General features: G+C 64.7%; 21 protein-coding genes. 10 read left to right on the top strand and 11 right to left on the bottom strand.

Going from position 1 to position 19,795, the window contains the following annotated elements; all coding sequences use genetic code 11:
* Nucleotides 1-5: 5 nt before the first annotated feature.
* The 5 genes from FJ419_RS28940 (at nucleotide 6) to FJ419_RS28920 (ending at nucleotide 4,170) form a co-directional block, all read left to right on the top strand.
* Nucleotides 6-992, top strand: coding sequence for an ABC transporter permease (locus tag FJ419_RS28940; protein WP_140700648.1), 987 nt, complete (start codon nucleotides 6-8; stop codon nucleotides 990-992).
* Nucleotides 989-1,819 carry an ABC transporter permease gene (locus FJ419_RS28935; RefSeq protein ID WP_140700680.1) on the top strand — a complete coding sequence of 277 codons (831 nt, stop codon included), beginning with the start codon at nucleotides 989-991 and terminating at the stop codon, nucleotides 1,817-1,819. Before FJ419_RS28940 ends, FJ419_RS28935 begins: the two co-directional genes overlap by 4 nt.
* Nucleotides 1,816-2,826 (top strand): ABC transporter ATP-binding protein, encoded by a 1,011-nt coding sequence (locus FJ419_RS28930; RefSeq protein WP_181170837.1) that lies wholly within the window; start codon nucleotides 1,816-1,818, stop codon nucleotides 2,824-2,826. The genes FJ419_RS28935 and FJ419_RS28930 overlap by 4 nt, the downstream gene beginning before the upstream one ends.
* A complete protein-coding gene (locus FJ419_RS28925) occupies nucleotides 2,823-3,599 on the top strand; it encodes an ATP-binding cassette domain-containing protein (RefSeq protein ID WP_140700647.1) in 777 nt (258 codons plus the stop codon). The genes FJ419_RS28930 and FJ419_RS28925 overlap by 4 nt, the downstream gene beginning before the upstream one ends.
* Before the next feature lie 64 nt (nucleotides 3,600-3,663).
* On the top strand, nucleotides 3,664-4,170 hold the full coding sequence (locus tag FJ419_RS28920) for an L-2-amino-thiazoline-4-carboxylic acid hydrolase (protein WP_140700646.1): 507 nt from the start codon (nucleotides 3,664-3,666) through the stop codon (nucleotides 4,168-4,170).
* Between the two features lie 5 nt (nucleotides 4,171-4,175).
* Here FJ419_RS28920 and FJ419_RS28915 read toward each other — a convergent pair whose 3' ends face one another.
* From FJ419_RS28915 to FJ419_RS28900, 4 genes are all read right to left on the bottom strand, one after another.
* Nucleotides 4,176-4,964 (bottom strand): DeoR/GlpR family DNA-binding transcription regulator, encoded by a 789-nt coding sequence (locus tag FJ419_RS28915; protein ID WP_246679419.1) that lies wholly within the window; start codon nucleotides 4,962-4,964, stop codon nucleotides 4,176-4,178.
* 111 nt (nucleotides 4,965-5,075) lie between these two features.
* Nucleotides 5,076-6,374 carry an FAD-binding oxidoreductase gene (locus FJ419_RS28910; RefSeq protein ID WP_140700645.1) on the bottom strand — a complete coding sequence of 433 codons (1,299 nt, stop codon included), beginning with the start codon at nucleotides 6,372-6,374 and terminating at the stop codon, nucleotides 5,076-5,078.
* A 2-nt stretch (nucleotides 6,375-6,376) separates the two neighbouring features.
* Entirely contained in the window at nucleotides 6,377-7,747 is a 1,371-nt protein-coding gene (locus FJ419_RS28905; protein ID WP_140700644.1) for a glutamine synthetase family protein, read from the bottom strand.
* A gap of 59 nt (nucleotides 7,748-7,806) precedes the next feature.
* Nucleotides 7,807-8,040, bottom strand: coding sequence for a hypothetical protein (locus tag FJ419_RS28900; protein ID WP_140700643.1), 234 nt, complete (start codon nucleotides 8,038-8,040; stop codon nucleotides 7,807-7,809).
* 190 nt (nucleotides 8,041-8,230) lie between these two features.
* On the opposite strand from FJ419_RS28900, the gene FJ419_RS28895 reads away from it, so the two are divergent.
* The gene (locus tag FJ419_RS28895) at nucleotides 8,231-8,671 is read left to right on the top strand and encodes a GFA family protein (RefSeq protein WP_140700642.1); all 441 of its coding nucleotides are present in this window, start codon (nucleotides 8,231-8,233) and stop codon (nucleotides 8,669-8,671) included.
* Between the two features lie 19 nt (nucleotides 8,672-8,690).
* On the opposite strand, the gene FJ419_RS28890 is transcribed toward FJ419_RS28895, so the two are convergent.
* The 5 genes from FJ419_RS28890 to FJ419_RS28870 all read right to left on the bottom strand — a co-directional run bounded on the left by FJ419_RS28890 (nucleotide 8,691) and on the right by FJ419_RS28870 (nucleotide 13,497).
* The gene (locus tag FJ419_RS28890) at nucleotides 8,691-9,452 is read right to left on the bottom strand and encodes a glucose 1-dehydrogenase (RefSeq protein WP_140700641.1); all 762 of its coding nucleotides are present in this window, start codon (nucleotides 9,450-9,452) and stop codon (nucleotides 8,691-8,693) included.
* 11 nt (nucleotides 9,453-9,463) lie between these two features.
* Entirely contained in the window at nucleotides 9,464-10,276 is an 813-nt protein-coding gene (locus FJ419_RS28885; RefSeq protein WP_140700640.1) for an ABC transporter permease, read from the bottom strand.
* On the bottom strand, nucleotides 10,276-11,139 hold the full coding sequence (locus FJ419_RS28880; protein WP_140700639.1) for an ABC transporter permease: 864 nt from the start codon (nucleotides 11,137-11,139) through the stop codon (nucleotides 10,276-10,278). The genes FJ419_RS28885 and FJ419_RS28880 overlap by 1 nt, the downstream gene beginning before the upstream one ends.
* A gap of 77 nt (nucleotides 11,140-11,216) precedes the next feature.
* Nucleotides 11,217-12,380 carry a spermidine/putrescine ABC transporter substrate-binding protein gene (locus FJ419_RS28875; protein WP_140700638.1) on the bottom strand — a complete coding sequence of 388 codons (1,164 nt, stop codon included), beginning with the start codon at nucleotides 12,378-12,380 and terminating at the stop codon, nucleotides 11,217-11,219.
* A complete protein-coding gene (locus FJ419_RS28870; protein WP_140700637.1) occupies nucleotides 12,361-13,497 on the bottom strand; it encodes an ABC transporter ATP-binding protein in 1,137 nt (378 codons plus the stop codon). Before FJ419_RS28870 ends, FJ419_RS28875 begins: the two co-directional genes overlap by 20 nt.
* Nucleotides 13,498-13,612: 115 nt before the next feature.
* Between FJ419_RS28870 and FJ419_RS28865 the strand changes: the two genes are divergently transcribed.
* The 3 genes from FJ419_RS28865 (at nucleotide 13,613) to FJ419_RS28855 (ending at nucleotide 16,842) form a co-directional block, all read left to right on the top strand.
* A complete protein-coding gene (locus tag FJ419_RS28865) occupies nucleotides 13,613-14,425 on the top strand; it encodes a LuxR C-terminal-related transcriptional regulator (RefSeq protein ID WP_140700636.1) in 813 nt (270 codons plus the stop codon).
* Nucleotides 14,426-14,554: 129 nt separating this feature from the next.
* Complete coding sequence (locus FJ419_RS28860; protein WP_140700635.1) at nucleotides 14,555-15,253, top strand: GntR family transcriptional regulator; 699 nt, start codon at nucleotides 14,555-14,557, stop codon at nucleotides 15,251-15,253.
* Nucleotides 15,254-15,486: 233 nt separating this feature from the next.
* Nucleotides 15,487-16,842, top strand: a complete 1,356-nt coding sequence (locus FJ419_RS28855; protein ID WP_140635494.1) for a glutamine synthetase family protein — start codon at nucleotides 15,487-15,489, stop codon at nucleotides 16,840-16,842.
* 17 nt (nucleotides 16,843-16,859) lie between these two features.
* Here FJ419_RS28855 and FJ419_RS28850 read toward each other — a convergent pair whose 3' ends face one another.
* Nucleotides 16,860-17,501 (bottom strand): ThuA domain-containing protein, encoded by a 642-nt coding sequence (locus FJ419_RS28850; RefSeq protein WP_140700677.1) that lies wholly within the window; start codon nucleotides 17,499-17,501, stop codon nucleotides 16,860-16,862.
* A gap of 316 nt (nucleotides 17,502-17,817) precedes the next feature.
* Between FJ419_RS28850 and FJ419_RS28845 the strand changes: the two genes are divergently transcribed.
* The gene (locus FJ419_RS28845; RefSeq protein ID WP_140700676.1) at nucleotides 17,818-18,669 is read left to right on the top strand and encodes an NmrA family NAD(P)-binding protein; all 852 of its coding nucleotides are present in this window, start codon (nucleotides 17,818-17,820) and stop codon (nucleotides 18,667-18,669) included.
* Nucleotides 18,670-18,898: 229 nt separating this feature from the next.
* Here FJ419_RS28845 and FJ419_RS28840 read toward each other — a convergent pair whose 3' ends face one another.
* Nucleotides 18,899-19,408: an AAA family ATPase gene (locus FJ419_RS28840; protein WP_140700634.1), complete on the bottom strand. Its 510-nt coding sequence runs from the start codon at nucleotides 19,406-19,408 to the stop codon at nucleotides 18,899-18,901.
* Nucleotides 19,409-19,795: the final 387 nt, after the last annotated feature.

The following is a 19,795-nucleotide window of genomic DNA, read 5'->3' as shown; positions in this document are numbered from 1 at the left end:
TCGCCATGACCCGCGCCCTCCGCCTCCTGCGCCGTCGCGTCGTCGGCAGCGTCTTCGTTCTCCTCATCGTCGTCATCGGCAGCTTCCTGCTGCTCGAAGCCGCCCCCGGCGACGCGGTGGACGCCTACATTGTCTCGACCGGCGGCGATGTCGGCATGATCGAATTGCTGCGCCACCGCTGGGGCCTCGACCAGTCGGAGTTGACGCGCCTCGCCAACTATCTCTGGGCGCTGCTGCATCTCGACCTCGGCCAGTCCGTCACCTTCTCGCGGCCGATCCGCGACATCATCCTCGAACGCCTGCCGACCACGCTGCTCCTGATGGGCAGCGCCACCGCGCTCTCCTTCGGCCTCGGCTCGGCGCTCGGCATCTATGCCGGCGCGCGGCCTGGCAGCTTTCGCGACCGCTTCCTCTCGATCGGTTCGCTGGCGCTTTACGCCGTGCCCGGCTTCTGGCTCGGCCTGGTGCTTATCGTCGTCTTTGCCGTCGACCTGCGCTGGCTGCCGATCGGCGGCATCGAGACCATCGCTTCCGGCAAGACCGGACTGGCGCGCGCCACCGACATCGGCATCCATCTCGTGCTGCCGGTCTCGGCGCTCGGCTTCATCTATCTGGCGCTCTATTTGCGCATGATGCGCGCCGGCATGGCGGAAGCCTGGCGGCAGGACTTTATCCTCGCCGCCCGCGCCAGGGGCCTGCCGCGCCGGCGCATCGTGCTTGCACATGTCGCGCGCAACGCACTCCTGCCGCTGGTCACCATGCTTGGCCTGCAATCGGCGCAGATGCTGGGCGGCAGCGTCGTCATCGAAAGCGTCTTTGCTGTGCCGGGTCTCGGCCGGCTGGCGCAGGAAGCCGTCGCCGGACGCGACACGCCGCTGCTGCTCGGCATCATTCTGGTGAGCGCCGTCCTCGTCATCGTCATCAATCTCTTGGTCGACCTCGCCTACGCTGTCCTCGATCCGCGCGTCGGCGCCGGCGAGGCAAGCGCATGAACCGCCTGCGTCGTTTCTTCCGCACGCCGGAAGCAATCGCCGGCGCGGTCATTCTCGCCTTGCTCATTGTGATGGCATTGGCGGCGCCGCTGCTGTTTCCCGGCGACCCGCAGGCCATCGCCGGACCGGCCCTGCTGCCGCCGTTCCAGGACTGGTCGCTGCCGCTCGGCACCGACCGGCTTGGTCGCGACGTGCTGGCCGAGCTGTTCCATGGTGCCCGCACGTCGCTGGCGGTGGGGCTGGCGGCGGCCGCCGCCGCGCTCCTCATCGGCTCGGTGGTCGGCACTTTAGCCGGCTTCGCCGGCGGCCTGATCGACGAAGTGCTGATGCGCATCACCGATGCCTTCCAGACCGTGCCGAGCTTCCTGCTCGCGCTCGCTTTCGTCAGCATCGTCGGGCCTTCGCTCGGCGTCGTCGTCGCGGCGATCGCGCTCGGCGCCTGGACCGGACCCGCGCGGGTGGCGCGCGCGGAGGTCCTGTCGATCCGCGAGCGCGATTATGTCGCCGGCGCCCGCGTCATCGGCATGCACCCGCTCGAAATAGCCTTCCGCGAGGTGCTGCCAAACGCCTTGCCGCCGGTGCTTGCGCTGTCCTCGGTGATCGTGGCTGCGGCGATCCTCACCGAGGCCGCGTTGTCCTTCCTTGGCCTCGGCGATCCCAACCGCGTCACCTGGGGCGGCATGATCGCCGAGGGCCGCACGGTGCTGCGCACCGCGCCGTTTTTGTCGGTCGTTCCCGGCGTGGCGCTCGTGCTGACGGTGCTCGGTGTCTACCTCGTCGGCGAAGGCGTGGTGGAGAGCACCGCGGTGCGCAGGAGCCTGTCGTGATCCCGCTGCTGTCGATCCGCGATCTCTCGGTGCGCTATCGGCGCGACAGGGTCGAGGTGCCGGCGCTGAAAGGCATCAGCCTGAATGTGAAAGCCGGAGAGCGCCTGGCGATCATCGGCGAAAGCGGCTCGGGCAAGAGCACGCTGGCGCTGGCGGTTGCGGGGTTGTTGGCGGGGGGTGCCGAGATTGGCGGAACCATCAATTGGAAGATACCGAAATCGCGAGCGCCGCATTCCTTCGCGCCCCCCTCTGTCCTGCCGGACATCTCCCTCACAAGGGGGGAGATCAGCAGTTCCGCTGCCGGCTCTCCTCCTGCAACGTCGGCGATTGGCGAAAGCGACCGCGACAGCTCAATCTCCCCCCTTGTGAGGGAGATGTCCGGCAGGACAGAGGGGGGCGCCGTAGAGCGCCAGCCTTTTCATCTTCACGATAAACCTGCCCTCCCCGGCCGCGACATCGGCTTCGTCTTCCAGGACCCCTCATCCAGTCTCGATCCGGTCATGCCCGTCGGCAAGCAGATCGCCGAAGTCGTCCACACCCATCTCGGCCCCAGCTGGCCTGACTCCTTCGCCCAAGCCAAAACCCTCCTCGAACGCGTCCGCCTTCCGGACCCCGAAGCCATCCTACACGCCTACCCGCACCAGCTGTCCGGCGGCCAGAAGCAACGCGTGGCCATCGCGGCGGCAATCGCGACCGGGCCGAAGCTGCTCATCGCCGACGAAGCGACCAGCGCGCTCGACACCATCGTCCAGGCCGAGATTGTTTCCCTGATCCGCCGGTTGGTGGCCGAGGACGGCATGACGCTGCTTTTCATCAGCCACGACATCGCGCTTGCCGCCACGCTTGCCGATCGCATCGCGGTGCTGCGCCACGGCGAATTGGTCGAACTTGGCGAGACTGACCAGATCCTCAACGCGCCACGCCATGCCTATATGCGCGCGCTGCTCGACGCTCATCTCGGCCTCGATACCGAGCCGTTGTTTCACCGGCAAGGCGCGTCGGCATGACCGTGCTTGCGGTCTCGAATCTGGCCAAACGCTACCGTCGCGGCGGCAAGCCCTTCGCGGCGGTCGACGACGTGTCTTTCGAGATCGGCCGGGCGGAAACGCTGGCACTTGCCGGCCCGTCCGGCAGCGGCAAGTCGACGATCGCAAGGCTGGTGCTGCGGCTGACCGAGCCCGATGCCGGTCGCATCGCATTCGAAGGCGCTGACTTCCTCGCGCTATCCGGCGCCGCTCTGCGCGCGCGGCGTGCCCGTCTGCAGATGGTGTTCCAGGATCCGCTCGCCGCCTTCAATCCACGCGCCACCGTGGCTAGCGTGTTGGACGATCCGTTGCGCATCCACGGTATCGCCTCGCGTGCAGAGCGCCCGCGCCGTATCGCAGCACTGCTGGAGCGCGTCGGCCTCGATGCCAGTCTCGCGGCTCGTGCCATCCACGAGATTTCCGGCGGCCAGCGCCAGCGCGTGGTGATCGCCCGCGCCATTGCCACGCGGCCGTCGCTGATCGTGCTCGACGAAGCCGTGTCGGCGCTCGATGTTTCGGTGCGCGGGCAGATCCTGGAATTGCTGCTTGATCTGCAAAGGCAGGAACGGATCGCCTATCTGTTCATTTCGCATGACCTCGGCGTCATCCGTGCCGTGGCGCACCGCGTCGTCCTCCTCGACGCCGGCCGAGTCGCCGAGAGCGGCGATGCCCGCGCCGTCATCGCCAACCCGCAATCGGCGATCGGCAAGGCGCTGGTGGCGGCGACGCCGAGATTGACCAGGAACCGACCATGATCCTCCAAAGTGGGAACCGGTTTGCGGGCAAGATCATGGTCGAACGACAAAATCAGGACACAGCATGACCGATCCCGAAACAGCCAGGGCAGAAAAACTGTCGCGCGAGCTCGACTCCGCCTTCCGCAACCGGGCCGACCTCTATCGTCTCTTCCTCGACGAGCTGACCGCCGAGCTCGGCGCCGAGAAAGCCGAGGCCTTAATGATCCGCAGCATCGAGAAGCGCGGCCGGGAAGTCGCGGCTGCGGCGTTCGCCGATTTCGGCCCCAATGATGCGCCGGCGATCGGCGAGGCCTTTCTGGCGGTCAGCCCGGATGGCGGGCGCATGTATCCGACCGATGTCGAGCGCGGGCCTGGCCACATCGCCTTCAAGGTGAAGCGCTGCCCGCTGAAGGATGCCTGGATCGAGGCCGGCGTCGGCGAGGAGAAGCTCGCCACGCTCTGCCGCATCGCCGGCGCCTTCGACCGCGGCCTGTTCGAGGCAACCGGCGTGCGCTTCGACAATGTCACCTGGACACCGGGCCATGGCTCCGGCTGCTGCCATATCGCGCTGACAAACCGCGACGCTTAACCTATTCAGCTCTCGGCAAAGACGTGCAGCTCGCCGCCTGCCTCCTCGATCGCCGCGCTCATCTCGGCAGCCGGTTCGCGATCGGTGATGATATCGGAAATCTCGCTCAGCGCGCAGACGCGTTCGAGGCCGCTGCGGCCGAACTTGTCGTTGGTCACGACCAGCATGGTCGACAGCGACCGTGCCATCATCGCGCGCTTCACCGCCGCAGCGCCCGAGATCATGTCGCTCGGCCCTTCGGCGTTCAGCGCCGAGGCGCCGATGATGGCGACGTCGGCATTGTAGCGGCGCACGAACTCGACCGTGTCCTCGCCAAGCACAGCCGCCTCGCGGCTGTCATAGGTGCCGGGGCAAAGGATGACGCGGAAGCTGGAATTGGCGCCGGCCACCGAGGCGACGCCGACGGAGTTGGTGATGATCGTCAGGTCCCGGCCGTGTTGCGAAAGGCTGCGCGCGACCTCGTAGGTGGTCGATCCGCCGTCGATCATCACGATGCTGCCTTTCTCGATCAGTCCGGCCGCACCTCGCCCGACACGGGCCCGCTCCTCGACCATTGTGAGGCCGCGTTCGGCGATCACCGGTTCCGACGTCACCAGTGAAATGGTGGCGCCGCCATAGGTGCGGTTGATGAGCCCCGCATCGCCAAGCTCGATCAGGTCGCGGCGGATGGTCTCGCCGGCGACGCCGATGCGACGCGCAAGCTTCGAGATGCGGATCGAGGCCGAGCGCCGAACCTCCGACAGGATCAGCTCATGTCGCTCTTTCTTCGTCAGCCGGCCCGCCTCAATATTCATAGATCTGCCCCTTGCTGCGACCTGTGAGCTGCCTTCGATTAAGTGGCGAACGCCGGGGGACTCGTCCCTGGCGCGGAGACATTAGCCACGCCGGGGACAGGAAAGCCAGCGTCAGTGTCTGAGCCGATCGCGCATCGCATACCACAACATGCCGAGCACATAGAGCGGGCCGCGCAGCGCCGTGCCGCCTGGGAACGGCAGCGGCGTCAGCGCCGAGAACAGGTCGAGCCGCGAGGCATCGCCCGCGATCGCTTCCGCCAGGAGCTTGCCCGACAGCGTCGACAGGATGACGCCCTTGCCGGAATAGCCATGCGCGAAATAGACCTCGCCGTAATGCCCGACATGCGGCAGGCGCGACGTGGTGATGGACACCAGACCGCCCCAGGCATGGTCGATCCGGCAGCCCTTGAGCTGCGGAAAGGTCTTCTCCATATGCGGCCGCACGAAGCCGGCAATGTCAGCCGGCGGTGACGGCGTGTAGCGCTCGCCGCCGCCGAACAGCAGGCGTCCATCCCCCGACATGCGGTAATAGTTGACGACGAACAGCGTGTCCGAGACAGCCACATTGGCCGGGATGACATTGCGCTCGCCCAAGGGCTCGGTGGCGACGATATAGTTGCCGACCGGCATGATACGGCTATTCACGCGCGGCTCCAGCCCTTTCAGCAGCGCATCGCCGGCCAACACCACATGCCTGGCGCGGACCGAGCCGTCGTCGGTGAACACCCGGATGGAAGGTTCGCGCTCCAGCCGCACCGCAACCGAGTTCTCATGGATGACGACGCCGGCGGCGGTGGCGGCGCGGGCAAGCCCCAGCGTGTAGTTGAGCGGATGCATGTGGCCGCCGAGCCGCTCGAACACCGCGCCCTGATAGGGTGTGTCGACCATCTGCCGCGCCTCAGCCGCCGACAGCATCTCGACTTCGGTGAAGTTCATCACCTTGGCGAGGCATTCGGCCTCTTCCTCGAAGTCGCGCATATCGGAAGCGCTGACCGCGCCGACCAGATGGCCGGTCTGGCGCAAGTCGCATTCGATGCCATGGCGCTCGATGATGTCGAGCACCAGCCCACGCGCCTCGAAAGCCACATCGAACAGCGCCTTTGCCCGTTCCGGCCCAAAGCTTCTGACCAGGCCCCTGGCACCCTTGCGCAGGCCTGGGATCATCTGGCCGCCATTGCGGCCCGAGGCGCCCCAGCCGATCTTGCCGCCTTCAAGCAGCACCACCTTAAGGCCACGCTCGGCCGCATGCAGCGCCGCCGACAGACCCGTGCAGCCGCCGCCAACCACCACCAGATCGGCCTCGATATCGCCGGCAAGCGCCGGATGGTCGGGCGCCGGGTTGGCGGTGGCGACATAATAGGACTTGTCGATGTCGAGACCGGAATTGAAACCTGTCGATCGCGAAGCCATGGTCACACCTTGAGCAGCAGATGGTCGCGTTCCCAGGACGTCACGACGCTCTGGAACAGGTCGAGCTCGACGCTCTTCACGCGCAGATAGGTCTGGCAGAAATCCTCGCCGAGCAGCGCCCGCACAGGCTCGCAGGCGGCGAAACGATCAAGCGCTTCCTCCATCGTCTTCGGCAGTGTGCTCTTGCTCTTATAGGCGTTGCCGTAGGCCTCCTCCGAGCGCGCAAGCTTCTCCTCGATGCCGAGATAGCCGGCGATCAGCGAGCCGGCCATGGCAAGGTAGGGATTGGCGTCCGCCCCGGGCAGCCGGTTTTCGATGCGGCGCGCGGCGCGGCCGCCCAGCGGCACGCGCAGGCCGCAGGAACGGTTGTCATGCGACCATTCGATATTGGCCGGGGCGCTGTGGCCGGGCCGGATGCGCCGGTAGGAATTCGCATGCGGCGCAAACAGCGGCATGATTTCAGGGATGTATTTCTGCAGGCCGCCGATGAAGTGCGCGAACATCTCGCTGTCTTCGCCGTCCTCGCCGGCAAACAAGGGTTCGCCCGCTTCATCGACGATCGACATGTGCAAATGCATCGAGCTGCCGGCCTGTGCGGCGATCGGCTTGGCCATGAAGGTGGCGTGCATGCCGTTCGCCTGCGCCGCCTGGCGCGCCAGGCGCTTGAACAACAGCACCTTGTCGGCGAGCGTCAGAGGATCGCCATGCAGCAGATTGATCTCGAGCTGTGCCGTGCCGGATTCGTGGATCAGCGTCTCGACCGGCAACCCGGCGATAGAAGCATGTTCGTAGAGCCGCCGCGTCACCGCTTCGAACTCTTCCATCGCCTGCATGTCGTAAGGATGCTGCACACTTTCCGGCCGCCCGTTGCGCCCGACCGGTGCGGTCAAAGGCTGGTCGGGGTCGGGGTTGGGCGCCGTCAGGTAAAACTCGAGCTCCGGCGCCATCACCGCACGCCAGCCGCGTTGCTCATAAAGGTCGAGCACGGCTTTCAGCACATGGCGCGGCGAAGCCATCCACGGCCGGTCGTCCATGTGGAAGGTGTCGGCGAAAACGTAGGCTTTGCCGGCGCTGCCGGGCGCAAGGCACAGGCTCGAAACGTCCGGCACCATGCGCATGTCCGGATCCTGGTAGGCGAAGCCTTCGTCGATGGAGCCGGAATAGCGGCCGTCGATGGCGACCAGGAAGGCGCTGCTCGGCAGATAGAGCGCGCGGTCGTCGAGCGACTTCAGAAATTTGGCGACCGGCAGGGTCTTGCCGCGCAGCACGCCGTTGACGTCCGGCACGAAGCACTCGACTTCGTTGATCGCGTGCGTTTTCAGCCAGCCTTGCGTGTCCGCGCCAGGAAATGAGGTGTTCAGATTGTCAGGCATTGGTCATGTCCGTACGAAGGAGAAATCGCTTCGGCGGGCATGTCCGTTCCGGTAGGGCGTTATCTAAGCTGCGTTATCCGAGGACGGGCGCCCGCCTGTTGACCGGCCGAAGGCCGGGTCAGCGCGCCCTGCACCCCTTCGGTCCAGCCGTCGCGAACGACATGCGAGCCGACCTTGGTCTCCTCCGCGCGCTGCAGGTTCTCGTGGCGGCAGCAGCGCATGATCAGCGGCGCTCCGCCAAAGCGCGCGCTGTTGCGGCCGCAACTGGAAACGGCCGGGTGGTGGAAAGCCATTCTACCGCTCGCATGACAAGCCTTGTCGAGAACCTGGCATGATTTGGCCGATCGTTGCCCGCAGCGCAAGCCCGCCCATGAAACCGCTGCACATTGTTGGCCCAAACGGACGGAGGGAACGGGTTCCTGCTTGTACTGTTCCCATATGCGCCGCCGGGCGAACGATTCCGAAGCAACCAGGAGCGATCAGATGGAAAGCAGGAGCGATACGGGCGCATGTTTTTGCGGAGCGATTGCCGCCGAGATGCAGGGCGATCCGTTCTGGATCTGCTTCGATCATGACGACGACTGCCGCCGCGCGATTGGCAGCCCGCTGACCATCTGGGTCGGTTACCGGCCAGACCAGTTCCGCTTCACGCGCGGGCAACCCCGGAGCTTCTCGAGGACGAAAGGTGTCGTTCGCACCTTCTGCGACAAATGCGGCACCTCGATCACGTATCGCGACGAAGGGCTGAGCGACGAACTCTATGTCACGATCGGCTTCTTCGATCATCCGGAGCGGTTCAAGCCGCATGCGCATGCCTATTGGCGCCTTCGGCTGCCTTGGCTGGAATTCGCCGACGACCTGCCGCGCATCGACACCTACTCGCGGCACCGCGATCCGACATTCGGAAATCCCAACGACCGGTAGGCGGTGTGCCACGGGCGCCTCAGCCGATGCTCTCGCCGCCATCGACCACCAGCGCCTGACCGGTCATGAAGGACGAGCGATCGGAGACGAGGAACAGGATCGCCTCCGCGATCTCCTCCGGGCTCGCCCAGCGTCCCATCGGGATCTTGGTACGGACATAGTTTTCGATCGCGTCGCGCCCGCCCATCTGGGCGATGAACGGCGCGTTGAACGGCGTGTCGACCCAGCCGGGGCAGAGCGCGTTGATGCGCACATTGTGCTTGGCGTAATCGAGCGACATCTGCCGGGTCATCGCAACAACTGCGTGTTTGGAGGTGGCATAAGCGATCATCTCGCGGTCGTAGAACACGCCGGAATTGGACGCGGTGTTGAGGATGACACCGCCGCCTTGCGCGATCATTGCCGGCATGACGGTCTTGGCCGCCAGGAATTGCGCCCGCACGTTGATCCGCCAAGAGGCGTCCATCCCGTCGGTGCCGACTTCGGTGAGCGCGCCGCCGACCTGGATGCCGGCATGGCTGTGCAGGATGTCGATCCGGCCATGCCTGCCGAGCGTTCCCGCGATGAGGCTTTCGACGGCCGTATCGTCGCTGACATCGGTGGCGACCGCCTCGGCCCGGCCGCCAGCCCCGCGGATGTCGGAAGCGGTGGCTTCGCCGGCCGCCGGATCGCGGTCGGCAATGACCACATGCGCCCCTTCCCTGGCCATGATCATCGCGCCGGCGCGGCCGATGCCCGACCCGGCGCCCGTCACCACGGCGATACGGTCTTTCAGGATCATGGATTGGTCTCTCAATGCGATGGCTTCCGCCGGCCGAGCTGCCATTGCGCCAGCAGCACGAGCAGGACCGACGCGCAGAGCACGATCGTCGCGATGGCATTGATTTCCGGCGTCACGCCGCGCCGGATCGAGGCGAAGACGTAGATCGGCAGCGTCGTCTGAGCGCCGGCGACGAAGAAGGCGATGATGAAGTCGTCGAAGGAGAAGGTGAAGGCGAGCAGGAAGCCCGCGATCACCGCCGGCATGATCTGCGGCAGCACGATTGAACGGAACGTCGTCAGCGGCGTGGCGTAGAGATCGCTCGAAGCCTCGACCAGATTGCGGTCGAGGCTGCTCAGCCGCGTGCCAACGATCATCGTCACCAGCGCCATCGAGAAAAGGCCGTGCGCGGCGATGATCGAGCCATAGCCCAGCGAGAGCCGCGGCGGCTGGTCTGTCGGCCAGAGCGAAGCGAGGAACGGATTGACGACAGCGAAAAGCTGCACCAGCGCCACCAGCGTCGAGATGCCGATGACGACGCCTGGCACGACGATCGCCGCGCCCAGCAGCGCATCGAACAGAGCCCGGGTCCGTACGCCGACGCGCTGCAGCCCGAGCGCCGCGGCGGTACCGCATAAGGCCGCGAGCAGCGCGCTGGTGGTGGCGATGAACAGGCTGTTCTTCAGCGCCTCGACCAGAAAGGGATTGGACAGCGCCTTGCCGTACCATTGCACGGCAAAGCCGGTGAACTCGCTGGCATGATGGCCTGCGTTGAAGGAGAACAGCACGACCAGCGCGATCGGCAGATAGAGGAAGGCGAAGACGGCGACGACGAAGGCGCGCATCAGATCAGGTCCACCCGGCGTGCGCCCGAGAGCCGGGTCGAGATGCGGTTGGCGACGATCAGCACCACCACCGAGACCAGCACAAGCGTGATGGCGATGGCCGATCCGAACGGCCAGTTGCGCGATTGCAGGAAGAGATCGACCAGCGCGTTGCCGATGAAGAACACCTTGCCGCCGCCGAGCAGTGTCGGGATCAGATATTCGCCGAGCAGCAGGATCATCACCAGCGAGAAGCCGGTCATGACGCCGGGCAGCGACAGTCTCAGCGTCACGCCGAGGAAGGTCGACAGCGGCGTAGCGCCGAGATCGGCGGAGGCCTCCAGCAGGCGCCGGTCGAGCCGCTCCAGGCTGACATAGATCGGCAGGATCATCAGCGGCAGGTAACCGTAGACAATGCCCAGCAGCACCGCGCCCGGCGTGTTGATCAGCCTGAGGTCCTCTATGCCGACATAGGCGAGCAAAGCCGGAATGCCGCGCCCGCCAAGGATGTACATCCAGGCATAGGTGCGCATCAGAAGGCTGGTCCAGAACGGGATGACGATCAGCGCAAGCAGGATCAGCCGCCAGCGCTGCGGCGCGCGCAGCGCCAGATAATAGGCGACCGGATAGGCAACGAGCAGGCAAGCAAGCGCGCCGGCCGGCGCCAGCACCATCGTGTTCCAGAAGGCGGTCGCTCGCGCCGGCAGGTTGGCGTATTGCGCGAAGGTTAGCGCCGCCTGGTAGCCGCCCTCCGGCGCCCGCTCGCCGACACTGAAGATGGCGATGGCGACGAAAGGCAACACCAGGAACACGACCAGCCACAGCGTCGCCGGGGCGAGCAGCAGCGCCGTCACGAGATTTTTACGAAAGAGACTGCGGCGCATCGGGAAAGCCGGTTGGGAGCCGGCGGACTTTCGTCCGCCGGTCGCATTGTCTGGTTCTGGTTTGTTGCCGGTCCCGCTCAAGCCGACTTGAAGCGCGCCATCAGCTCGGCGCGGCCCGGATCGGTCAGTGTCGCGGCGGCGCCGAATTCGAGTGGCTTCAACAGGTCGGCGGCCGGATAGAGGATCGGGTTGTCGAGCACTTCCTTGGGCAGCAGTGCGTTGACGCGCGCGTCGGTCGAGGGCGCGCCATTGGCCAGATGCTCCTTCACCGCCACCGTCGGGTTCATCAGGTAGTTGAGCAGGGCATAGCCGGCCGGCTTGTTCGGCGCGTCCTTCGGGATGGCGTAGAAGTCGGTCCAGATCTCGCCGCCCTCCTTGCCCAGCACATACGCGATCTCGGGAATATCGCGATGCAGCTGCGCCCCGTCATTGGTCCAGCACATCGTCATCCAGGCATCGCCGGCGCGCATTCCCGGCTGGTAGTCGCTCGACACCGCGAACAGATGCGGCTTGACCTTCAGCAGCAATTCCTCGGCCTTGGCGAGCTCGTCCTGCTTCAGTGAGTTGAACGAATAGCCGTAATATTTCAGCGCATTGCCGATCGTGGTGAGCTGATAGTCATGCACCATGGCGCGGCCGTCGGCCTCGGTCATGGCCGTGTCCCAGAATTCCTTCCAGCTCGACATCGGCTTAGTGAGCTTCTTGGTGTTGACCGCAAAACCGGTCGTGCCCCAGTTCTTCGGCACGGCGTAGATCGTGCCGTCGATCGTGCCTTCCGCGGTGAAGCGCGCATCTTCCGACTTGCCATCGAAATTGCCGAGCTTGGCCATGTCGAGCGCCTCGATAATGCCGAGCTTCTTGTAGGTCGAGATGGTGTAGTTGGTGGGCACGAACAGGCTCCAGCCCGAGCCGCCGGCCTGCAGCTTCGCCAGCATCTCCTCGTTCGAGCCGAAGACGTTGACCTCGACGGCTACGCCGGTCTCGGCCTTGAAATTCTCGAAGGTCTGCGGGTCGTGGTAGTTCGGCCAGGTGGCGATCGACATGCGGTCGCCGAGGTTCTCGGCGGCGAAGGCGGGTGTCGGCATGATGCCGAGCTCACGCGCCATCACCGCGGTGGCGACACCGAGCCCGGTGAGGCCGAGGAAGTCGCGCCGGCTGATCGAGCCGCGCTTCAGACGCATCAACTGGTCGACGAATTTATCGGGGGTTATCGGCAGTCCGTCACGATAGGATTTCGGCATGTTGGTCTTCCCTCTGGTTGGTCCCGTTATTGTTGGCGTGCGGAAACGCCAGCGGCGCCCCGGCGGCAAAGCCGATGGCGACGGGTTCGCCCGGCTTGAAGAGATTGCCATGGCCGATCACGTGATCAGCCTTGGCGAGCAGCGATCCGATGCCATGGACCTCGATTGCGTATTCGGCTGTCGAGCCCAGGAAGATCCGATTGCGCACGATGCCTTTCAAGGCACCGCCCCCAGGCGCCGAAAGGCTGAGCGATTCCGGCCGCAGGCTGACGGAGACGGCTTCGTCGCGGCTGAGCGGCACCCGCTTGCGCGCTGAAATCACGGTGCCGTCGGCGAGCGCGACATCGACGAGGTCACCCGAGAGCGCGGCCACCTTGCCGCTGAGAAGATTGGTCTTGCCGACGAAGTCGGCCACGAACAGGTCGGCCGGCTCGTCATAGATCTCGCTCGGCTGCCCGAGCTGGACGACGCGGCCGCCATTCATGACGCAGACGAAGTCGCTCATCGACAGCGCCTCCTCCTGATCGTGGGTGACCAGCACGAAGGTGATGCCGATCTCGCGCTGCAGGTTCTGCAGCTCGATCTGCATGTCGGTGCGCAGCTTCTTGTCGAGCGCCGCCAGCGGCTCGTCGAGCAGCAGCACCGCCGGCTTGTTGACCAGCGCGCGGGCGAGCGCCACGCGCTGCTGCTGGCCGCCGGACAGCTCGTGGATCTTGCGGCGCCCGTAGCCGGCGAGCTGCACCATCGAAAGCGCCTCGCCTGCCCTTAAGGCGATCTCGCGCGACGACAGGCGCGGCCTTGCCTGGCGCAGCCCGTAGGAGATGTTCTCCTCGACATCGAGATGCGGGAACAGCGCGTATTGCTGGAAAACCATGTTGACCGGCCGCCGGTAGGGCGGCGTGCCGGCCATGTCGCGGCCGCGGATCAGCACTTGGCCCTCGCTCGGCTGCTCGAAGCCGCCGATCATGCGCAGGCAGGTCGTCTTGCCGCAGCCGGAGGGGCCGAGCAACGCGACGAAGGCGGAAGGCGGGATGGCAAGGTCGATACCGCTCACCGCCGTGATGGCGCCGTAGCGCTTGGTGACCGCGCGAAATTCGATATCGGGCACTGCAGTCAAGCCAAGGCTCCAGCGACAGCGTGAGGCAATGTCGTGACGCTAGCAGAGGCGATGCACCTGGTATATACCTCGCAGGTGGTATATTTAGCCAATTTTATCGATTAGAGGGGTATGGATGGCCACCTCCCGCATTGACGACTACAACGCCTTGGCCGCCGTGATCGCCGCGTCGCGCGAGACCGGCGGCGATCATTTCGGCAAGGCGATCGTCGGCTGGCTCAGCGGACATGTCCGTTTCGATCACTGCGTGATCTTCGGCTATCGGGGTGCCGCACGGCCACCGCTCCTGTTCGAGACCTTCTCGCCGGCGGAGAGCCACATCTTCGTCGCGCTCTACCAGGAGGGGCCCTACCTGCTCGACCCATTCCACCACGCCGCGGTCGAGCGCAAGGAGGGTTTCTGGCGCATGCGCGAGCTCGCGCCGGACCGCTTCTACGCCAGCGAATACTACCGCTCCTATTACAGCCAGACCAAACTTGCCGAGGAGGTCGGCTTCTTCGTGCCGCTAGCCGGCAAGGACGCGCTGGTGCTGTCGCTGATGCGGCTGCGCGCCATCGGGCCGTTCGGAACGGCGGATGCCAGGCTGCTGCGCGACATGGCGCCGGCGGTGATCGGCTTCTGCAGGCAGCGCTGGCCCGCTTTGCCTGCCGAAGAGGTTGTGGCCCGGCCCTCCGGCGAAACCGTCGCGATGACCAATGAGCTCGACCGGGCGCATATCTGGAAGAGCCTGTCCTTGACCTCGCGCGAAAAGCAGGTCGTCGACCTGGTGCTTCAGGGCCATTCCACGGAATCGATCGCCAGGGCGCTGCGCATCGTTCCGGGGACCGTGAAGGTCCACCGCCGCAATATCTACCGCAAGCTCAAGATCAAGTCGCAGGCGGGCCTTTTCGCCCGCTTCGTCGAGATCATCGACGCGCGGATCGGATAGCAACGCCGACCGCCCTTGCGGCGGTTCGCGTTGAGCGTCTATCGTGCGGCCGAAACGATCGGCCAGCTATCCCGGCGGCGGATCAGGTGACGAGACAGATTTCAGGACGAGTGAAGCAGCGCATCGCCAATGGCCGACAAATCGCAATTCGGACTGACCGCTGTCGATACCGTTCCGCTGCATGAGAAAGTCTATCTGGAGCTTGTGCGGGCGCTGATGTCGGGCCAGCTCCAGCCCGGCCAGAAGCTGACCTCACGCAAACTCGCCAAGGAGCTCGGCACCAGCGACATGCCGGTGCGCAGCGCCTTCATGCGGCTGCAGGCGCTGAGAGCGCTGAGCCCGATGCCGAACGGCAGCGTCGAGGTGCCGCTGATTTCCGCCGACCACTTCCAGCAACTGACCGCCGTGCGCACGATCCTGGAAGGTACGGCCACCGAGCTTGCGACAAAACTCATCAACGGCAACAATCTGCGCGCGATCCGGCGCCACTGCGCCGAACTTACCGAAGCCGCCCGCGGCGGCGGGATCGAAAACTATCTGCGCAAGAACTATGACTTCAAGTTCTCGATCTACCGCCATTGCGGCAACGAGCAGATGATCTTTCTGATCGAGACGGTATGGATGCAGGTCGGCCCATTCCTGCGAAATCTGCACATCGGTTTCGAGGATGACCTGGCAGGCATTCTCGGCATCGACTATCACGAGGAGGTCGTGGCGGCGATCGAGGCTCATGACGGCGAAAGGGCGCGGGCCGCGATCGTGCGCGATATCGCCGAGGGCGCGGCCCACATCCTCGGCCAGGTGAAATTTCCGGAACTGCGCCACTGACAGGCAAGCGGGCCTCCGAATCCGGCTTGGCTTTCGCCGACCGGGCCGCTATGTTGCGATCGCAGATCGCATAATATGGACCTGAAATGCCTCCCGATATCCCGGCTAGTGACTTGAAAAAATGAAGGAAAATCGTTCGGCGTCAGCCGCGTTGGCCTTCACGAACTCACAAGCCGAAAATTGGATATCGTAGCCGACAGGGCTACAGCACCCAGAAAAACAGGGGCTGGAAATTGAGCGATGCGATTGCGGACGTTTTGAAGTGGCTGGACAGCAGGAAGGACATCCAGAGCCTGCGGGCGGCGGTGTGCGACCTGAACGGAATCATGCGCGGCAAGCGCATTCCGGTCGAGCAGGCGCGCAAGGCGCTCGAAGGCAAGCTGCGCATGCCTTACTCGGCCATCGGGCTCGACATATGGGGCGAGGACATCGAAGGCAACGCCCAGGTGTTCTCGACCGGCGACGCCGACGGACTTTGCCATTGGACGGGGCGCGGCATATTGCCGGTCAACTGGACGGCACACCCGACGGCGCTGTTGCCGGTCTGGCTGGCGGACGACAGCGGCGCCCCCTACCTTGGCGATCCGCGTCGCGCGCTGGCCCGCATCCTCGACCGCTACGCCGCCCTCGGCCTGACGCCCGTCACCGCGACCGAGCTCGAATTCTACCTTGTCGACCCGACGTCGCAGCGGCCTGTCGGACCGGTCTCGCCGGTAACCGGGCGGCGTCTCGATTCCGACGCGGCGCTTTCGATCGATGAGGTCGACGATTTCGAAGCCTTCATCCACGACATCTACGAAGCCTGCCGCATGCAGGACATTCCGGTCGACACCGCGATCGCCGAAAACGGCGTCGGCCAGTTCGAGATCAACCTCAACCATGTGCCCGACGCCCTGCGCGCCGCGGACGACGCCGTGCTCTTCAAGCGCACCGTCAAGGGCATCGCCCGCAAGCATGGCTTCGCCGCCTGTTTTATGGCCAAGCCCTATGGCGAACGCGCCGGCAATGGTTTCCATGTCCATTTCAGCGTCCTCGACAGGCAAGGCCGCAACATCTTCGACGACGGCTCAGACCAAGGCTCCGACGCCATGCGCCACGCGGTTGGCGGCCTGCTTGCCGCGATGGCCCAGAGCACGCTGGTGTTCGCGCCGCATTTCAATTCCTACCGCCGGCTGCGGCCGCGATCCTATGCGCCGACCGCCGTTGCCTGGGGTTATGAAAACCGCATGGTGGCCATTCGCATTCCGGGCGGACCGTCGGCGGCGCGCCGCATCGAGCATCGCGTCTCCGGCGCCGACGCCAATCCCTACCTGGTGCTTGCGGCGATTCTCGGCGCGGCCTTGATCGGCATCGAGCGTCAGCTCTCGCCCGGCGAGCCGACCGGCGGCGAAGGCCAGGGGCTGACGCTCGCCAAGCTGCCGCCGGATTGGGCCTCGGCGATCGCTGCCTTCGAGGCGGGCCAGCGTGTCGCCGAGATCTTCCCGGACGTGCTGCGCGACGCCTTCGTCGCCTGCAAGCGCCAGGAGCTGAACACTTTCGCGCTCAACGTCAGCGACTTCGAGATCGAGACCTATCTGGAAAGCGTTTAGCCGGTTGCACCAGCCACTCAGCGTGCCGCCCAGACCAGCCCGCGGCGCAAGATGGTGCGCATCTGCAGCACCTCGAACTCCGAGGCCACATGGCCCAGCGAGGAATAAAACACGCGCCCCTTGCCGTGCCGGCGCTTCCACACCACCGGCATGACGACGCCGTCGATCCACGGCGCGTGGTCGCCGGAAAACGTGGTGGTCGCCAGCACCTCGTTCGACGGATCGACATGCATGTAATACTGCTCGGAGCGGTAGGGGAAATCCTCGATGCCTTGCATGATCGGGTCGCCGCGCCGCGCCACATTTACGTGATAGTCGATAATGTTGCCGGGATGCGCGACCCATTGGCCGCCGCACATGAACTGATAGTTCGTTGATTCGCGAAAAGCGTCGCCCATGCCGCCATGATAACCGCCGAGGCCGACGCCGTTTTCGACCGCCTCGGTCAGGTTCGCCTCTTCGGCCTTGGTGAGCTTGGACATGGTATAGATCGGCACGATTAGGCTGAGATCGGCGATCGCCGGATCGGCAAACGCCGCCGTCGTGTTTTCGACGCGCACGGCAAAGCCTTCTTCCTCGAGCATCGCCTTGACGACACGGGCGCCGGCCTCGGGCTCATGCCCCTCCCAGCCGCCCCATACGATCAGCGCTTGCCGCATTTTCCTCTCCGTCAGTTTGGTTGCGTTCATTCGAGATCGCCAAGGGCGAATGCTTGCCGGAATTTCGGACGTTAATGCACGTCAGCAAAAAGCCCGAGGCGAGCCTACCTACAATGGGTTTCGCGACGACGAAACACGAGAACCTCCGAACGCGGCGCGCCTTCGCGCAAATTCGTCTTACGCGGCCTGTTGAAGCGTTACCCGAAAAATATGCCGGCGGGGAGGTGACATCCCGGTCGCGGGAACCAGATTGGGTTGAGGGCCCCTGGTGCCCGAACAGATCCGTGATCGTCACGAAACGCGCAGGAACATGATCATGATGATTCTCGCCTTCGGTGCAGCGGGAAATTTTGCGGGCAGCGTCATTCCGGCCCTTGCCGCGCGGGGTGCGCGCGTCCGTGCCTTCATCCGCAAGCCCGAGCAGGCTGAACTGGTACGCGGTCACGGCGCAACCGAGGTTGCCATCGGCGATCTGCGCGATCGTGCAGCTTTGGATGCGGCGCTCAAGGATGTGGGCGCCGTCTTCTATATCGCCCCAGCCTTCATTCCCGCCGAGGCTGATGTGGGAAAGAAAGTCGTGGAGGCCACTATCGACGCCGGTGTGCGCCGGTTCGTGTTCTCGGCCGTGATCCATCCGGTGCTTTCGGACCTCGTCAATCATGTCGCCAAAGCGCCGGTCGAGGAGGCGGTTCTCAACTCCGGCCTGGAATATACGTTCCTCCATCCGGCGCGCTACTTCCAGAACTACGCGGCATTCTGGCCCAAAGTCGTGAAGGAGGGCGTGCTTGTGGAGCCCTGGTCGTCGGGGACACGCTTTTCGCTGGTCGACTATCGCGATGTCGCCGAGGTCGCCGCGATAGCCCCGACCGAAGAGCGGCTGCTTTTTGGAACGTTCGAGCTCTGCGCACCTGGGCAACCTAACCGCCTCGACGTCGCTGCGCTGATGAGCGATGTGCTGGGCCATGAAATTAGGGAGCGCCGCGATCCCAATGTGCTCAGCGATGTTCCTCCGGGCTTGAGGGCGATGTTCGATCACTACGATCGCCACGGCCTGCTCGGCAACCCACTGACGCTACGTGCGATCTTGGGCCGGGAGCCGCGGTCGCTGCGTGCATATTTGGAGGAATTGGCGCAAGGCGATCCTGCCCGATCCGGCGAGCAACGATGAACAGCCGGCCCCCATGCCACCACCCCGGCCGAAATTTCCCTGAATTCCAGCTGAAGCCGAGGTCGATCCGGCCAGCGGTCCCGCACGACTCAGGTTTTTGCGCGTCCGGCTTGCCGATCCGCAAGCTGCCGGTCGCTACAAAGTCTCAGCGCCGCCGGTGAGCCGTTCAGGCGGCGTCTTCCCGCAATATTCGAGTGCTTCCCATCCCATTCACGATGCGTTCAGGACTTCAGGCGAGTTGAGCGAGGATATTGTCGACGACGCTTGGGACCGTACCCGCCGTGTCGATATCGATGCCAACGGGAAGATATTCCCGGGTATGATGGTAGCACAGTACCAGCCGCCGCTCGGCCGGATCGAAACCTGGCTCATTCGGTCGCCCATCTAATCGTCGGTTCAACGTCTCAACGTCTACGTCGAGCACAAAGACCTTGTCGAATAAGTCCTGGAATTTATGGAAATTGCGCGAGCCGCCACAGAAGAAAGTGGCAGGATGGCTAGTGTCGGAAGCAATGGCCCGGACCTTGTCGACGGGCCAAATCCAGTGCGCGTATTCCCAAACGATGCGATCCCCGCCTTCGGGTGGTCCTGGCAGTGCCTTGCCTGTTTCGGGGTCGCCGACATAGGCCAAGACCCGGTCACCATGGATAACATGGTAACCCCGCCGCTCCAGTTCGGTAGCGACAGACGTCTTTCCAGTGCCGGAACCGCCTTCGATCAGGTAGTTCTTGATTCCCATGGGCGCCGTTTATCATGTCATTCAATTCGAGAGAACTCTGCCTGAGGACGCTCAACCCACCGCTTCACCTGATCAGGGCAGCAATCGGTTTTTCGGATTAGCGGCGAATCTGGCTGATACGCGCCACCATGCCGACCGTAGAGCCCGCGGTGGCGGGAGAAACTTCCATTGCTCGTCCATGGAAAAGGCGATCATAGATTAGGACGGATACGACAACGGGGAGCGGAACATCGGTTCGCCTGGGTCGCTTGCCGATCGGATTGCGAAGAGCAGCGCACATACCAAAACGGCCCGCGTGGATGCGGGCCGTTTTTGGATTTGGTTGCGGGGACAGGATTTGAACCTGTGACCTTCAGGTTATGAGCCTGACGAGCTACCGGGCTGCTC

This window comes from Mesorhizobium sp. B2-6-2 (assembly GCF_006440615.1).
GTDB lineage: Bacteria > Pseudomonadota > Alphaproteobacteria > Rhizobiales > Rhizobiaceae > Mesorhizobium.
This window is presented reverse-complemented; position numbering and strand designations above follow the sequence as displayed.

What these genes read in the sequence shown, in the direction of transcription:
- FJ419_RS28940 (WP_140700648.1), top strand. Translation starts at nt 6, where the DNA reads ATGACCCGCGCCCTCCGCCTCCTGCGCCGTCGCGTCGTCGGCAGCGTC.
- FJ419_RS28935 (WP_140700680.1), top strand. Translation starts at nt 989, where the DNA reads ATGAACCGCCTGCGTCGTTTCTTCCGCACGCCGGAAGCAATCGCCGGC.
- FJ419_RS28925 (WP_140700647.1), top strand. Translation starts at nt 2,823, where the DNA reads ATGACCGTGCTTGCGGTCTCGAATCTGGCCAAACGCTACCGTCGCGGC.
- FJ419_RS28920 (WP_140700646.1), top strand. Translation starts at nt 3,664, where the DNA reads ATGACCGATCCCGAAACAGCCAGGGCAGAAAAACTGTCGCGCGAGCTC.
- FJ419_RS28915 (WP_246679419.1), bottom strand. Translation starts at nt 4,964, where the DNA reads ATGAATATTGAGGCGGGCCGGCTGACGAAGAAAGAGCGACATGAGCTG.
- FJ419_RS28910 (WP_140700645.1), bottom strand. Translation starts at nt 6,374, where the DNA reads ATGGCTTCGCGATCGACAGGTTTCAATTCCGGTCTCGACATCGACAAG.
- FJ419_RS28905 (WP_140700644.1), bottom strand. Translation starts at nt 7,747, where the DNA reads ATGCCTGACAATCTGAACACCTCATTTCCTGGCGCGGACACGCAAGGC.
- FJ419_RS28900 (WP_140700643.1), bottom strand. Translation starts at nt 8,040, where the DNA reads ATGGCTTTCCACCACCCGGCCGTTTCCAGTTGCGGCCGCAACAGCGCG.
- FJ419_RS28895 (WP_140700642.1), top strand. Translation starts at nt 8,231, where the DNA reads ATGGAAAGCAGGAGCGATACGGGCGCATGTTTTTGCGGAGCGATTGCC.
- FJ419_RS28890 (WP_140700641.1), bottom strand. Translation starts at nt 9,452, where the DNA reads ATGATCCTGAAAGACCGTATCGCCGTGGTGACGGGCGCCGGGTCGGGC.
- FJ419_RS28885 (WP_140700640.1), bottom strand. Translation starts at nt 10,276, where the DNA reads ATGCGCGCCTTCGTCGTCGCCGTCTTCGCCTTCCTCTATCTGCCGATC.
- FJ419_RS28880 (WP_140700639.1), bottom strand. Translation starts at nt 11,139, where the DNA reads ATGCGCCGCAGTCTCTTTCGTAAAAATCTCGTGACGGCGCTGCTGCTC.
- FJ419_RS28875 (WP_140700638.1), bottom strand. Translation starts at nt 12,380, where the DNA reads ATGCCGAAATCCTATCGTGACGGACTGCCGATAACCCCCGATAAATTC.
- FJ419_RS28865 (WP_140700636.1), top strand. Translation starts at nt 13,613, where the DNA reads ATGGCCACCTCCCGCATTGACGACTACAACGCCTTGGCCGCCGTGATC.
- FJ419_RS28860 (WP_140700635.1), top strand. Translation starts at nt 14,555, where the DNA reads ATGGCCGACAAATCGCAATTCGGACTGACCGCTGTCGATACCGTTCCG.
- FJ419_RS28850 (WP_140700677.1), bottom strand. Translation starts at nt 17,501, where the DNA reads ATGCGGCAAGCGCTGATCGTATGGGGCGGCTGGGAGGGGCATGAGCCC.
- FJ419_RS28845 (WP_140700676.1), top strand. Translation starts at nt 17,818, where the DNA reads ATGATGATTCTCGCCTTCGGTGCAGCGGGAAATTTTGCGGGCAGCGTC.
- FJ419_RS28840 (WP_140700634.1), bottom strand. Translation starts at nt 19,408, where the DNA reads ATGGGAATCAAGAACTACCTGATCGAAGGCGGTTCCGGCACTGGAAAG.